Annotated in this window: 15 protein-coding genes; 3 read left to right on the top strand and 12 right to left on the bottom strand. The window is 67.1% G+C overall.

Annotated features, from left to right (window positions below):
- Nucleotides 1–81: 81 nt before the first annotated feature.
- From BT264_RS40220 to BT264_RS32420, 7 genes are all read right to left on the bottom strand, one after another.
- On the bottom strand, nt 82–201 hold the full coding sequence (locus tag BT264_RS40220) for a hypothetical protein (RefSeq protein ID WP_006756675.1): 120 nt from the start codon (nt 199–201) through the stop codon (nt 82–84).
- 96 nt (nt 202–297) lie between these two features.
- Nucleotides 298–1,365 (bottom strand): 3-isopropylmalate dehydrogenase, encoded by a 1,068-nt coding sequence (gene leuB / locus BT264_RS32445; protein ID WP_072444115.1) that lies wholly within the window; start codon nt 1,363–1,365, stop codon nt 298–300.
- Nucleotides 1,366–1,442: 77 nt separating this feature from the next.
- Nucleotides 1,443–2,093, bottom strand: coding sequence for a 3-isopropylmalate dehydratase small subunit (leuD, locus tag BT264_RS32440; RefSeq protein WP_034179996.1), 651 nt, complete (start codon nt 2,091–2,093; stop codon nt 1,443–1,445).
- Nucleotides 2,094–2,161: 68 nt separating this feature from the next.
- Nucleotides 2,162–2,308, bottom strand: coding sequence for an entericidin A/B family lipoprotein (locus tag BT264_RS32435; protein ID WP_034179997.1), 147 nt, complete (start codon nt 2,306–2,308; stop codon nt 2,162–2,164).
- Between the two features lie 3 nt (nt 2,309–2,311).
- On the bottom strand, nt 2,312–3,721 hold the full coding sequence (gene leuC, locus BT264_RS32430) for a 3-isopropylmalate dehydratase large subunit (RefSeq protein ID WP_072444117.1): 1,410 nt from the start codon (nt 3,719–3,721) through the stop codon (nt 2,312–2,314).
- A gap of 232 nt (nt 3,722–3,953) precedes the next feature.
- Nucleotides 3,954–4,712: a Tat pathway signal protein gene (locus tag BT264_RS32425; RefSeq protein ID WP_072444119.1), complete on the bottom strand. Its 759-nt coding sequence runs from the start codon at nt 4,710–4,712 to the stop codon at nt 3,954–3,956.
- Between the two features lie 32 nt (nt 4,713–4,744).
- Complete coding sequence (locus BT264_RS32420; protein WP_072444121.1) at nt 4,745–5,566, bottom strand: hypothetical protein; 822 nt, start codon at nt 5,564–5,566, stop codon at nt 4,745–4,747.
- A gap of 396 nt (nt 5,567–5,962) precedes the next feature.
- Here BT264_RS32420 and BT264_RS32415 point away from each other — a divergent pair, with 396 nt between their 5' ends.
- Together BT264_RS32415 and BT264_RS32410 are read left to right on the top strand one after the other, a co-directional pair.
- Nucleotides 5,963–6,286: a cupin domain-containing protein gene (locus tag BT264_RS32415; RefSeq protein ID WP_072444123.1), complete on the top strand. Its 324-nt coding sequence runs from the start codon at nt 5,963–5,965 to the stop codon at nt 6,284–6,286.
- A gap of 120 nt (nt 6,287–6,406) precedes the next feature.
- Nucleotides 6,407–7,132, top strand: coding sequence for a glutathione S-transferase (locus tag BT264_RS32410; RefSeq protein ID WP_072444125.1), 726 nt, complete (start codon nt 6,407–6,409; stop codon nt 7,130–7,132).
- A gap of 12 nt (nt 7,133–7,144) precedes the next feature.
- Here BT264_RS32410 and BT264_RS32405 read toward each other — a convergent pair whose 3' ends face one another.
- The 5 genes from BT264_RS32405 to BT264_RS32385 form a co-directional block, all read right to left on the bottom strand.
- Nucleotides 7,145–8,842, bottom strand: coding sequence for a flavin monoamine oxidase family protein (locus BT264_RS32405; protein ID WP_072444126.1), 1,698 nt, complete (start codon nt 8,840–8,842; stop codon nt 7,145–7,147).
- A 43-nt stretch (nt 8,843–8,885) separates the two neighbouring features.
- The gene (locus tag BT264_RS32400; RefSeq protein ID WP_072444128.1) at nt 8,886–9,368 is read right to left on the bottom strand and encodes an aromatic-ring-hydroxylating dioxygenase subunit beta; all 483 of its coding nucleotides are present in this window, start codon (nt 9,366–9,368) and stop codon (nt 8,886–8,888) included.
- Nucleotides 9,346–10,692: an aromatic ring-hydroxylating dioxygenase subunit alpha gene (locus BT264_RS32395; protein WP_072444130.1), complete on the bottom strand. Its 1,347-nt coding sequence runs from the start codon at nt 10,690–10,692 to the stop codon at nt 9,346–9,348. The genes BT264_RS32400 and BT264_RS32395 overlap by 23 nt, the downstream gene beginning before the upstream one ends.
- Nucleotides 10,693–10,850: 158 nt before the next feature.
- Nucleotides 10,851–11,249 (bottom strand): DUF4440 domain-containing protein, encoded by a 399-nt coding sequence (locus tag BT264_RS32390; RefSeq protein WP_072444132.1) that lies wholly within the window; start codon nt 11,247–11,249, stop codon nt 10,851–10,853.
- Nucleotides 11,250–11,257: 8 nt separating this feature from the next.
- Nucleotides 11,258–12,640 (bottom strand): MFS transporter, encoded by a 1,383-nt coding sequence (locus BT264_RS32385; RefSeq protein WP_072444134.1) that lies wholly within the window; start codon nt 12,638–12,640, stop codon nt 11,258–11,260.
- Between the two features lie 138 nt (nt 12,641–12,778).
- Between BT264_RS32385 and BT264_RS32380 the strand changes: the two genes are divergently transcribed.
- Nucleotides 12,779–13,684 (top strand): LysR family transcriptional regulator, encoded by a 906-nt coding sequence (locus BT264_RS32380; RefSeq protein WP_072444135.1) that lies wholly within the window; start codon nt 12,779–12,781, stop codon nt 13,682–13,684.
- Nucleotides 13,685–13,693 lie beyond the last annotated feature (9 nt).

Here is a 13,693-nt window from a genome sequence, read left to right as displayed (position 1 = left end):
ACTAACCCTTTGAATGGAGCTTCCCCGCCATTTCCGTCCCCAGCGTGACCGCGCGGGGAAACAGGCGGGCACGACGGACGATCAGCGTTTAATGATCGTTTTCGTGGTAATGGTTTTCGTGATGACGATGGCGCGCGCACCCGCACGGGCAGTGTTGCCGTGGAGTTTCAGGACCGGGGAGATCAGGGAAATCAGCGCCATCGTTCGAGTCTACACAAACCTATTCGGCCGCACAACGGCCAACCCGGTGCGAACGCGCCGTTTTTACCGGCCGCGTTCGCACCCTTTACTGCCTGCTTACAGCGCCGCGACCACCGCGTCGCCCATTGCCGCCGTACCGACCTGCTGGCAGCCCGGCGTCGCAATGTCGCCCGTGCGGTAGCCCTGTTCGAGCACCGTTTTCACCGCGCGCTCGATGCGATCGGCCTGCTCCGCGCGATTCAGCGAGTAGCGCAGCAGCATCGCGGCCGACAGGATCGTCGCGAGCGGGTTCGCGATGCCCTTGCCCGCGATGTCCGGTGCCGAACCGTGCGACGGTTCGTACAGGCCCTTGTTGTTCTTGTCGAGCGACGCCGACGGCAGCATGCCGATCGAGCCCGTCAGCATCGACGCTTCATCCGACAGGATGTCGCCGAACATGTTGCCCGTGACGATCACGTCGAACTGCTTCGGCGCCTTCGCGAGCTGCATCGCCGCGTTGTCGACGTACATGTGCGACAGCTCGACGTCCGCGTACTCCTTCGACACGTCGATCATGATGTCGCGCCAGAACTGCGACGTTTCGAGCACGTTCGACTTGTCGACCGACAGCAGCTTCTTCGCGCGCTTGCGTGCCGCCTGGAACGCGACGTGCGCGATGCGGCGCACTTCCGGTTCCGAGTAACGCATCGTGTCGAAGCCTTCGCGCTCGCCGGCAAACGGGCCGTCCGGTGCGGCGCGCACGCCGCGCGGCTGGCCGAAGTAGATGTCGCCGTTCAGTTCGCGCACGATCAGGATGTCGAGGCCCGCGACGAGTTCGGCCTTAAGCGGCGACGCATCGACGAGCTGCGGATAGCAGATCGCCGGGCGGAAGTTCGCGAACAGCTCCAGATGCTTGCGCAGGCCGAGGATCGCCTGCTCGGGGCGCAGCGCGCGCTCGAGCGAGTCGTACTTCCAGTCGCCGACCGCGCCGAACAGGATCGCGTCGGCTTCCTTCGCGAGCTTCAGCGTCGCGTCGGGCAACGGATGGCCGCTCGCCTCGTAGCCCGCGCCGCCGACCGGCGCCTGTTCGAGTTCGAACTTCTCGTCGAGTGCGTTCAGCACCTTCACCGCTTCGCTGACGATTTCCGGACCGATGCCGTCGCCGGGCAGCACTGCAATCTTCATGCGTTATTCCTGACTGGGTAGGTTATGGAGCAGGCCGGCGAACGCGCGGATAGCGCGCCCGCCTCGAAGGCGATATATCAGCCGACCAGCTTGGTGTTGAGCCACGGCTGCTTCACGAGCCGCTCGGCTTCGAACTGGCGAATCTTGTCCGCATGGCGCAGCGTGAGGCCGATGTCGTCGAAGCCGTTCAGCAGGCAGTACTTGCGGAACGCGGCGATCTCGAACGGATACTCGCGGCCGTCGCCCGTGCGCACGACCTGCGCGTCGAGGTCGATCGTCAGCTGGTAGCCGTTGAACGCGTACGTGTCGTTGAACACGTGATCGACCTGCTGCTCGGTCAGCACGATCGGCAGCAGACCGTTCTTGTAGCAGTTGTTGAAGAAGATGTCCGCGAAGCTCGGCGCGATGATCGCGCGGAAGCCGTACTGCTGCAGCGCCCACGGCGCGTGCTCGCGCGAGCTGCCGCAGCCGAAGTTCTTGCGCGCGACCAGCACCGATGCGCCCTGGTAGCGCGGCTGGTTCAGCACGAAGTCGGGATTCAGCGGACGCTTCGAGTTGTCCTGGCCCGGCTCGCCGTGATCGAGGTAGCGCCATTCGTCGAACGCGTTCGGACCGAAGCCCGTGCGCTTGATCGACTTCAGGAACTGCTTCGGGATGATCGCGTCGGTGTCGACGTTCTCGCGATCGAGCGGCGCCACGACGCCGGTATGTACTGTGAATTTTTCCATGATCCGTCTATCCGGTTGGAGGGCCGGCCTTCAGCCGGCGCACATCGACAAATTCTCGGCGGGAGTCGTCACTCCGCGGCGCGCTTCAGCGCGTTGCCGGCGGCGTTGACGTCCTGCCCGAAGCCCTGGACGGTATTGCAGCCCGCGAGGCCGAAGCCCAACCCCGCCAGCGCCAGCGCGGCAACCAGCCGCGCAATGATCTTCGATGCCGTCACGCGTCACCCCAGCTTGCGAATGTCGACGAAGTGGCCTTCGATCGCCGCGGCCGCGGCCATCGCGGGGCTCACGAGGTGCGTGCGACCGCCCGCGCCCTGCCGGCCTTCGAAGTTGCGGTTCGACGTCGACGCGCAGCGCTCGCCCGGATCGAGCCGGTCGGCGTTCATCGCGAGGCACATCGAGCAGCCCGGCTCGCGCCATTCGAAACCGGCGTCGGTGAACACCTTGTCGAGCCCTTCGCGTTCGGCCTGCGCCTTCACGAGGCCCGAGCCCGGCACGACCATCGCGAGCCGCACGTTCGACGCGATGCGACGGTTCAGCTTCTTCACGACATACGCGGCCGCACGGATGTCCTCGATCCGCGCGTTCGTGCACGAGCCGATGAAGATCTTGTCGACCTTGATCGATTCGATCGGCGTGTTCGGCTCGAGCGCCATGTAGGCCAGCGCGCGCTCCATCGCGTCGCGCTTGACCGGATCCTTCTCGCGCTCGGGATCGGGCACGCGACCGTCGATCGACGTGACCATTTCCGGCGACGTGCCCCACGTGACCTGGGGGACGATCTCGGCCGCGTTCAACTCGACGACGCGGTCGAACTGCGCGCCTTCGTCCGACTTGAACTGGCGCCAGTATTCGACGGCCTGATCCCATTCCGCGCCGGTCGGCACGAACGGACGGCCCTTCAGGTAATCGATCGTCGTATCGTCGACGGCGACCATGCCCGCGCGCGCGCCGGCCTCGATCGCCATGTTGCAGACCGTCATGCGGCCTTCCATCGTCAGCGCGCGAATGGTCGAGCCGCCGAATTCGATCGCGTAGCCCGTGCCGCCGGCCGTGCCGATCTTGCCGATGATCGCGAGCACGATGTCCTTCGCGGTACAGCCGCGCGGCAGTGCGCCCTCGACCTTCACGAGCATGTTCTTGCTCTTCTTCTGCAGCAGCGTTTGCGTCGCGAGCACGTGCTCGACTTCCGACGTGCCGATGCCGTGCGCGAGCGCGCCGAACGCGCCGTGCGTCGACGTATGCGAATCGCCGCACACGATCGTCATGCCCGGCAGCGTCGCGCCCTGCTCCGGCCCGATGATGTGGACGATGCCCTGGCGCATGTCGTTCATCTTGAACTGCGTGATGCCGAACGCATCGCAGTTCGCGTCGAGCGTGTCGACCTGCAGCTTCGAGACGGGATCGGCGATGCCGTGGCTGCGGTCCGTCGTCGGCACGTTGTGATCCGACACGGCCAGGTTCGCGCTGATGCGCCACACCGGACGCTGCGCGATCTTCAGCCCTTCGAACGCCTGCGGGCTCGTGACTTCATGCAGCAGCTGACGGTCGATGTACAGCAATGCCGTGCCGTCATCCTCGGTGTGGACGACGTGGGTATTCCACAGTTTGTCGTAGAGAGTCTGTGCCATGGGTATGCGGGGTCGTTGTGACTACAAGCCTTGCGGATGCGGTCGATTATGCCACGCAGAACGCGTCGCGGCGCAGGCCGGGCGCGAAAAAACCCATTAAAAACAGTGGTTTGGCTGGTAGTGCCAATACCTGTATCGGCATTACCCGGCAAATGGGGCACGCCGGGTCCGGATGACCTCGATCGCGGATCGCGTCGCCCGGACCCGGCGCGACGGGCCGGAACCGGCGGCCTCAGCCGTTCGGATATTCGCGCTTGATCAGGTCGAGCCGCAGCATCGCCAGCTGCATGCCGGCGTTGCTCATCAGGTAGAGATCGCGGCGGCGCATCGCCGGCTGCTGCGCGGACGTGTCGTAGGCGACCGGCAGCACCAGCCCGGCCGGCACCGCCGCCTGCATCCCCGCCGCATTCGACACGCGCACGGCGATCGACGCCTGATCCGCGTGCGTGACGATCGCGACCTTGCCGAGCGCCGCGGCCGAGCCGGCCTGTTTGACGATCGCGGCGGCGACGCCGTCGGGCGTCGGTATCGGGCTGCCGGCGCTCAGGGCCGGCGTCGCGATCGTCGTCACGCCCGCTGTCAGCCCGTATTTCGACGCGAGCACGCTCGCGACTTCCTGCTGCGCGCAGACCGGCACGGCGACCTTCTGCCGGAGCGCGAACACGGCGTCGGCAATCGCCTCGTTCACCGGGCCCGGCACCGGCACGGCACCGGATGCCGCGGCGCGACTGCCGAAGCTGAACGCGACGATCGTATTGATGCCGGCCGCCGCGACGGTGGGTGGCGCCCACGAGAAAAACGTGTCGAACAGGTAACCCGTCTCGTCGGCGGCGGTCGCGCGATCGTTCAGTTCGTTCGTCAGCTTGCCGAGCATCTGGCGCTGCAGTTCGGCATCGGACGCCGGTGCGTCGCTTGCGAACACGGGCGCGGAGGCCGCGCACGATGCGGCGAGTGCGGAAGTGGAAGCCAGGAAATGGCGGCGGGTCTTCATGGTCATCGGGATCGTGTGGAAAGCGGGAATCGTCAGCCTTTCGGGAAGGCCTGCGTCGTGGCGGCCATCGCGCGGCCGAGCATTTGCGCATACATGTCGTGCACGAGATACAGGCTGCGGTTGCGCGTCCACGGCTGGCCCGATTGCGGGTCGTAGAGCGTCGGGAGCGGCACCTCGGCAACGGCAGCCGCCTTCATGCCCGCCTGCTGCGAGGTCTGGATGCAGCGCTTCGCGTGATCGCGATGGCCGACCACCGCGACGGTGCCCATCGCGGCCGCGCCGCCCGCGCGCGACACGGCCACGGCGGCGACGCCTGCCGTGCTCAGGTACACGATCGAGCCGTCGCTCGCGATCACCGGTTCGATCGACGACAGCACGTCGGCGCCCATTCCGTATTTCGACACGAGAAAGCGCGCGATTTCCCACTGCGCGTAGACCTTGACGGGCTTCAACTGGCGGATGCGGTACACGGCGTCCGCGAGCGCTTCGTTGACCGGCCCCGGATCGGGCAGCGCGGACTGGTTGCCGCCCGTGCTCGACGTGTTGCCGCTCGCCGCGTTCGGACGGTTGCCGAAGCTGTATGCGACGATCGCGCCGACCTGCGCGGCCGGCACCGTCGGCAGGCCCCAGGTGAAGCCGACATCGGTCAGCGCCGGCACGATCGCATTGACCGTCGCCGCATCGCCGAGCTGCGCGTTCAGCTTCGCGGACATCTGCGCGGCAAGTGCGCTGTCGGTGACGGGCGCCGATGTGACGTCGTCGCCGCCGCATGCGCTCAGCAGCGGTGCTGCCGCAACGGCGGGGGCGGCAGCAAGAAATTTTCTGCGTGAAGAAGCCGACGGATTCAGATTCATGAGAGATACGAAGCGATGCAAACAACGCCGGCAGCAGGTCGCGGCGTTGCAATAGCGGGTTCAGGGAAAGTGACAACCGGGCATGTCACGCGGTTGGGAGACGGGCGACAGGATCGACGCGCGGATCGGATCGCTGCACCCAGTCGATCGACGATGCAGGATCGTAGCGGGCGTTTATTAAATTGCGGTGAACCTGTCGATCGAATGCAGGCGATCGTCATGCCGTTTCATCGATGGACGAATGCGTTTCATCCGTGGCGAGCGACCACGGCCACCGTTTCACCGGTGGCGAGGATGCGATTCGCGTGCATCGTCGCGTACTGCACGGCCATCTCCGGATTTCGCGTTACGATGGCACAACGCACGTTCCCACGATCGGATCCGGAGCCCACCACGATGAAGCTCGGCCTGAACGAATCGCTAGCTCGCCTCGACGAAGAAGGCACGCTGTTCACGACGCTGTTTCGGCACGGCACGCTCGACGTCGAGCTGTACCGGCCGCACATCGAGGACAAGCAGAAGCCGCATGCGCGCGACGAGGTTTACGTGATCGCCACCGGCACGTCGCGCTTCATCGTCGACGGGCGCGAATCCGACGTCTCGGCCGGCGACGTGCTGTTCGTCCCCGCTCACGCGGAGCATCGCTTCGTCGGTTTCTCCGGCGACTTCTCGACCTGGGTGTTCTTCTACGGCCCCGAAGGCGGCGAACGCGGCGCATGACGCGATGCGCGCAGCACTTTTCTTGCGATTGCCTAGACTGTCTATTCGCGGCGGACCGCGCACGGCCGCCCGGTCATCACGATAGCTCAAGCATCCGGTTCAACTGGACAGGAGAACAGCATGCGATACGAACTCTATTACTGGCCCGAGATCCAGGGCCGCGGCGAATACGTGCGGCTCGCGCTCGAGGCGGCCGAAGCCGACTATGTCGACGTCGCGCGCGAATCGGGCCGCGGCATGGGCGTGCCGGCGATGATGCGCATGATGGACAGCACGAAGGCGGAATGCGTGCCGTTCGCGCCGCCGTTCCTGAAAGCCGGCGATGTGGTCGTCGGGCAGACCGCGAACATCCTGCTGTTCCTCGGCGCGCGGCTCGGACTCGCGCCCGACGACGAAGCCGGCCGGCTGTGGGTGCACCAGATCCAGCTGACCGTCGCCGATTTCGTCACCGAGATTCACGACACGCATCATCCGATTGCAAGTTGCCTGTACTACGAGGACCAGAAGGCGGAAGCGGCCGAGCGCGCGGCCGATTTCCTCGAGAATCGGCTGCCTAAATTCCTCGGCTATTTCGATCGCGTGCTCGAACAGAATCCGCACAAGAGCGGCCATATCGCGGGCAGCGCGCTCAGTTATGCGGACCTTTCGATGTTCCAGCTCATCGAGGGCTTGCGCTATGCGTTTCCGAAGGCGATGAAGCGCGCGGAGCGGAAAGTCGCGGGGCTCGTCGGCTTGCACGACCGCGTCGCGCAACATCGTCCCGTCGCGCGTTATCTCGACTCGGAGCGCCGCATCCCGTTCAACGACATGGGGATCTTCCGGCACTATCCGGAGCTGGACAAATAGCGGCGTGCCGCATCAGTCACCGTACCGATAGCGGCTGCGCATCGCATCGAGCGGATTGCCGTCGGCGAGCGTGCCGCCGAGGCTGCGGATCACCGCGCTCGCCGCGTTGATCGCGGTCTGCACCGCGCCCTCGATCCAGCCGCCCGTGAACGAACAGCAGCAGCCGGCCAGGTAGATCCCGCGGTCGGTCGACGGCTCGGCCGCCGTCTGGAACTGGTAGAACAGCGCCTGCGAATGGATGTCCTCGCCCGGATAGTTCAGCTTGAACGCGCCCAGCGCGTAGCGGTCCGACAGCCAGTCGTGGCTCGTGACGTTGCGCGCGTAGTCGTCGTCGAGCGGGCGCAGGTGCGCGGCGAACGCCGGCGACACGACGCCGATCTCGGCAACGAGCCGCTTGAACCGCTCGATCTTGTCGGTGAGCGACAGAATCTTGTGCGAATCGTCCTCCCACGTGTAGCTGATCAGCACGACGCCATGTGCGTCGGGATCGTCGGGTGCGTAGTCGAGGCAGTAGATGCCGCGTGCGAGCGTATCGGTCTGGATGTTGTGCGGCAGCCCGTGCTTGAGCCAGAACTTGTCTCGGGTCAGCACGAAGAGCTTAGACGAACTGACCATGTGCGTCTCGTTGATCGCACGGACGACGTCCGGCGCGAACAGGTTCGCGATGCCCGTCATGCCCATGCCGACCTGCATCGCGCGCGTCGTGGTCGCGACGATCACGCGGTCGAACACGCACGTCGATCCGTCGTCGAGCGCGAGCACAAACGTGCCGTCGGGCTGCGTCGTCACGCCGCGCACGGCCGCGTAAACGATGCAGTCGCGCACGTGCGCGCCGTCGACGCCGTCATCCATCAGCCCCTGCGCGAGCGCGAAGATGCCGGCCGGGATCAGCCGCTGGTCGACCTCGAGCTCGTTGACGACGATCCGCAGGATTTCGAGGAACGACGCGCGATAGACCGGCTGGAAGCCGCCCGATCCGATGCCGAGCGTGCCGAACAGGCGCAGGTCCTCGCCCTTGCGCCAGCGCACGCCGCCGGGCGGCGTTGCGCCCGTGAAGATCTTCACGATCGCCGAATAGAACGACTCGTCGCCGAACCGGTCGATGTACTGCTGCCAGCCGCGCCGCGCGTCGTCGTAGCGATGCGCGCGCAGGAGTGCCGTCAGTTCGGCCGGCGCGGGCAGCAGCGTGCCGTCGTCGAGCCGCACGCCGTCGCGGATGAACGCGCGCCAGCCGCGGTCGACGCGCTCGAATAGTGCGGGCGGCGCATCGCCGGCCGGCCAGCGGTACGCGTGGCCCTGGTAGTGGATCTCGGTATCGACGATGCCCGGGTCGGGAAACGCCGATGCGCTGTCGACACCGAACCGGTCGAGGTAGTGATAGAGCGCGGCCTGCGACGGCGGAAAGCGCATCGCACCCATTTCGGCAAGCAGATGCGGATGATCGGGATTGATCGACTGGGTCAGCAGGCGGCCGCCGACGCGCGCCCGGTTCGCCTCGAACACGACGACCTGCCGGGCACCCGCGCGCAGCAGTTCGCACGCCGCGACGAGGCCGCCGACGCCCGCGCCGACGATCGCGATCCGCGCATCGTGCGCGCCTTCGGCCGGCAGCGTGCCGAGACGGCCGCCGGTACGGGACAGGAAAGCGCCATAGTCGTACAGCGTGTCGATGTACGGTAGCGTGTGCGGCAGGCGTTCAGGGGCGTTCATGGAGTCGGGATCAAAGGTGGAAGCCGGATGCGCGAGCCCGCGTTCATACGGGCAGGTGAATGCTGCCGAGCGGTGCGTCGGCGTTGACGAGGTCGACGCGCTTCACGCGGATGCGCAACGCGTCGTCGCGCACCGCGAGTTCATGCGTGTACCAGCCGGCGAACAGGGTCTGCTCGTCGCGCCGCGCTTCGACGTAATGGAACGGCGTGCGCAGTACGTACACGCCGCGCGTGCGGTCGGCACGCTCGACATGCGGCTGCTGGAGCAGATGGTGGCCGCGGCTCGCCGGCTGTTGCGAAAACGTGCGGCGGCCGGCCAGGCGTTCGATGCGGATGCGCAGCAGCAGCCGGTCCTCGTCCATCAGCGCGCCGTGCAGCCCCGTGTCGGGCTGGTCCGGCGACAGCGGCATCCAGTAGCGCGCGTCGTCCGCGTAGAGCGCGAGCCAGTCGTCGTAGCACCGCTCGTCGAGCAGGCGCGCCTCGTGGTACACGAACGCGGCGAGTTCATCGTGTGCAAAGGTGCGCATAGGCCGCCTCCTTCGTCGATGCGGGCGCGATATAGCGCAGCCACGCGCGGAACTGGTTGCGGATCTGCTGCTCGCTGGTGCCGTTCGTTTCCGACGTCGGCTGCGCGAACTCCCGCGGATCGAACAACCGCCCCACGTGCACCCAGTCGCGCGACTGCGTCGCGAGGCCGCGTTGCGCGCGTTCGTACATTTCGAGATCGTCGTGCGCGACGATCGACGTCGGCGCGTTGATCAGCCGGTTGTACGCAAGTGTGCGCTCGAACAGCGAATCGGGCGCGCCGACAAGACGGAACGACCACGACTCCACCAGCGTGCGGTCGGCCGCAAGCGGCTTGAACACGCGCAGGATCTGGATCGGCCCCTTCACCATCGCGTTCGGAAACAGCACCGTGTTGTGACGGACCTCGCCGAGAATACGCGCCGCACGCGCTTCGCCGTAGGCCGCCACCATCTTCTCGTGATACCCGGGGATCGGCGTATAGCGCGCATGGATCGAATCGGCCGTGCCGGTGTGGCCGTGCCCGTTGGGCCACACGCGCAGCCCCATCTGCTCGAAGAACGCATGCGGCTGGATGAACGGCTCCAGCAGTTCGACCGCCATCGGCTTCGCACCTTCCGCGCCGTCGCGCTCCCACACGCGCACGGCCGTGCCGGCCGACGACTCGTGCGCGACCATCGGATGGCAGGTATCGGTCTGGTTCTCGACCAGCATCTTCCAGTTGCACGCGTGCACGTACCGAAACACGCCGCCCGCGACCTCGACACGCCCTTCCGGCGAGCGGTCGACCAGGTTGTCGAGCGACGACAGCGCATCGCCGAAATAGTCGTGGAAATCGACACCCGACGGATTCAGGCGGCAGAACACGAAGCCGCGATGGTCATGGGTCGCGCCGACCGCCTGCATGCCCTTGCTCGCCTCGCACGATTCGAAGCCGGTGTTCTCGTAGCCGCGCCGCAGCGGAATCGCATAGAGGCTGCCGTCGGTCCGGTACGACCATGCGTGGTACGGACAACGGAAGAACCTGCCCGTGTTGCCGCATGCATCGGTCACGAGCTGCGTGCCCTTGTGCGAACAGCGGTTGTGCAGCACGCGCACCGATCCGTCGACGTGGCGCACCATCACGACCGGCTCGGCGCCGATCGTCGTCGTCACGTAGTCGCCGGTATCCGGAATCTGGCTGACGTGGCCGACATAGACCCACGTGTTCGCGAACAGGTGACGTATCTCCAGCTCGAAGATCCGCGGCGACAGGTAGAGATCCTTGTGCACCTCGGTCTCGCGCACTAGCGCCGCCACCGCATCGGTGAACGGTTGCGCCGTCATGCACACCTCCGGCCGCGGACGCGCTGCCGCCGCGCGCCCTCGCGGCGCGCGGATTCGATTGCTTTTATGGTCATCTCTCAGGTTTCCAGTCTTGGGGGCCGCTCGGGCAGCGTGCTGCCTGCCGCCGGGCACCCGGCGGCAGGCGTGGCGGGTGACGGTCAGCCCGTCACGGGTGTCTCGTGCAGGCGCAGCCAGCCGATGCGCCCGCTCGCGTCACGCTCGAACACGACGGTCGAACGGCGGACGCTGCGCCGCCCCTCTCCGTCGACTTGCGTCTCGCGATAGGCGATCACCGCGCCGCCCTGCCAGGCGCTCACGTCGTGCAGTTCGTCGATCGCGATCCGCAGGCCGGGACGCGCGCCGAAGCCGCGCGAGAACAGGACGTCGATATCCGCGAAGTCCAGCGCATGCCCCTGCAGCGAAATCATCGAGAAACGCCGCGAAAAACGCGCGAGCAGCGGCGCGAGGCCCTCGCGGGCGGCGCGGCCGGACAGCCATTGCTCGATGTCGACATGCGCGTCGACGACTTCCTGGAAAAACGGGTTTGACGAATTCATCTCGACACTCACGAACGTTGGGAAACCGGCTGCCCGGCAGGCGCGCGGCGCCCCGCGAGGCGCGCGACGAACGGCAGCGGCAGCAGCGTCAGCAACGCGGCCAGGCCGAAGCACTGCTGGTACGGCAGCCGCGCGTCGTCGCCGTGCACCGACAGCAGGAAATTCAGCGCGCTGCCCAGCACCGCGACGCCGAGGCAGAAGCTCAACTGCCGGTTGATGTTCCAGAGCGCGCTCGCGTCGCCCATCCGCGCGGCAGGCACGTCGAGGAACGCCGCGCTTTGAGACGTGCTCGTGCACATGCTGGCGCCGAGCCCCATCGCGACGAAAGCCAGCACGCGCCCGGCCTCGAAACCGGCGAGCGGGGTCGCGAGCAGCGCGATGCCGATCCCGTCGATCACGATCCCGCACATGAACAGCGGCCTCGCGCCCCACTTCGGGAAACAGCGGCGCGTCGTCGCGATCGCGACGAACGACGCGATCGCCCACGGCACCATCAGCGCGCCCGTATGCGTCGCGCTGAGCCCCAGCGTGTTCTGCAGATACAGCGCCGCGACCAGGTTCACACCGGTGAACACGCCCGGCACGCACAGATAAACGATCAGGCCGATCCGCAGCTGCGGCTGCGCGACCAGGCGCAGGTCGAGCAGCGGCGCGGCCGCGCGTCGCGCATGCGCGACGTATGCGCCGCCGGCGACGAGCGCGATCGCAAGCGGCGCGATCGCTTGGCGTGCCGCCCCCGGTTGCCCCGCGAACGTCAGGCCGAGCAGCAGCGCGACGAGCGCCACGGCGCTCAACGCGAGGCCGCGCACATCGAGCGCCGCCGGGCGTTCGCTCGCGTCGTCGGGCGGCAGCCACGCGAACGCGAGCACGCTGGTGGCCGCGGCCAGCGGCAGCATGCCGAAGAAGATCGCGCGCCACGACGCGCGATCGACGATCACGCCGCCGAGCGCCGGCGACAGCGCCGGCACGAGCAGCGCAACCATCATCACGATCGACGTCAGGTGCGCGCGCGCATCGGGCGGATACGCACGATAAGCCATCGTCTGCCCGACCGGAATCAGCAGCCCGCCGCCGAGCCCCTGGATCAGCCGCCACGCCAGCAGCGCGCCGATCGACGCCGACAGCCCGACCCCGAGGCTGCCGAGCGCGAACAGCAGCAGCGACGCGATCAGCAGCCGGCGCTCGCCGAAACGCCGCGCGAGCCACGTGCCGAGCGGGATCACGACGGTCAGCCCGAGCACGTACATGTTGCCGATCCACGCCAGTTGGGCGACCGATGCGTGCAGCTCGCGCTGGATCGTCGGATACGCGGCGTTGATGACGAACATGTTGGCGAGATCGATCGCGAACCCGAGCAGGTAGACAGCGGCAATTTTCGAGCGATCGGTCATGACGGCGGGAGACGAACGAAACGCCGCAGTGTAAGGTTCGCGGCACGCGTCGATAAGACCGCCCGGCCGGCAAGACTGGTCGAAAAATTTTGACAATCAGGGCAACATGTCGGTTTTCTGCAGAGTAGCCGACATGCCATGGTGAGTCTCGATCGTTTCGCCGTCTTCCGCGCCGTCGTGGAATCGGGGTCGTTTACGGCCGCCGCCGCCCAGTTGAATCAGGCCCGGGCCGCGGTCAGCTTCAACATCAAGCAGCTGGAAACCGAGCTCGGCGTCACGCTGCTCACGCGCACGACGCGGCGCGTCGAGCTGACCGACGCGGGCGAGCGCTTTTATGCGCGCTGCCTGCGCGTGCTTGAGGAGGCCGAGAGCGCGATCGACGATGCCCGCAGCGAGCATGGCGGGATGCACGGCGTGCTGCGCGTGACGTCGACCGTCGAGTACGGGACGATGGTCGTCGCGCCGGCGCTGCACGAATTCATGCAGCGCCATCCCGCGCTGCGCGTGCGGCTCGAGACGCATGCGTCGCAGGTCGATCTGGTGCGCGAGCGCGTCGACGTCGCGATCCGGCTCGGGCGCCTCGAACAGTTCCAGGACCTGCCGTACCGTGGCGCGTGCCTTGCGACCTATGAAGTGCGGCCCGTGATCGCCCCGTCGCTGCTCGCCGCTGCCGGCCTGTCGCGCATCGATTCGCCCGACGTGCTGGCGAACCTGCCGCAGCTCGGCCATACGCGGCTCGAGCGGATCGCCACCTGGACGCTCGCGGATCGCGACGGCAACCCGCACGCCTTTCAACCGGGCGCCAAGCCGCGCGTGGTCGTCGACAACGCGTCGGTGCTGCGCGTGCTCGCGCGACAAGGCAGCGGCGTCGCGCTGCTGCCCGAATGGCTCGTGCGCGACGACCTCGCGAGCGGTGCACTGGTCGACGCGCTCCCCGACTACCGGTTTCCGCCGCAGGCCGTCTACGCGCTGTACCCGTCGACCCCGCACGTGCCGCAGAAGGTGCGCGCGTGGGTCGACTTCATGAAGGCCTACCTGGCCTGAACGCGGCGG

This window comes from Burkholderia sp. NFPP32 (genome assembly GCF_900119325.1).
In the GTDB taxonomy this organism is placed as follows: Bacteria; Pseudomonadota; Gammaproteobacteria; order Burkholderiales; family Burkholderiaceae; genus Burkholderia; species Burkholderia pyrrocinia_C.
The sequence above is the reverse complement of the archived record's forward strand: the minus strand, read 5'-3'. Positions and strand labels throughout refer to the sequence as shown.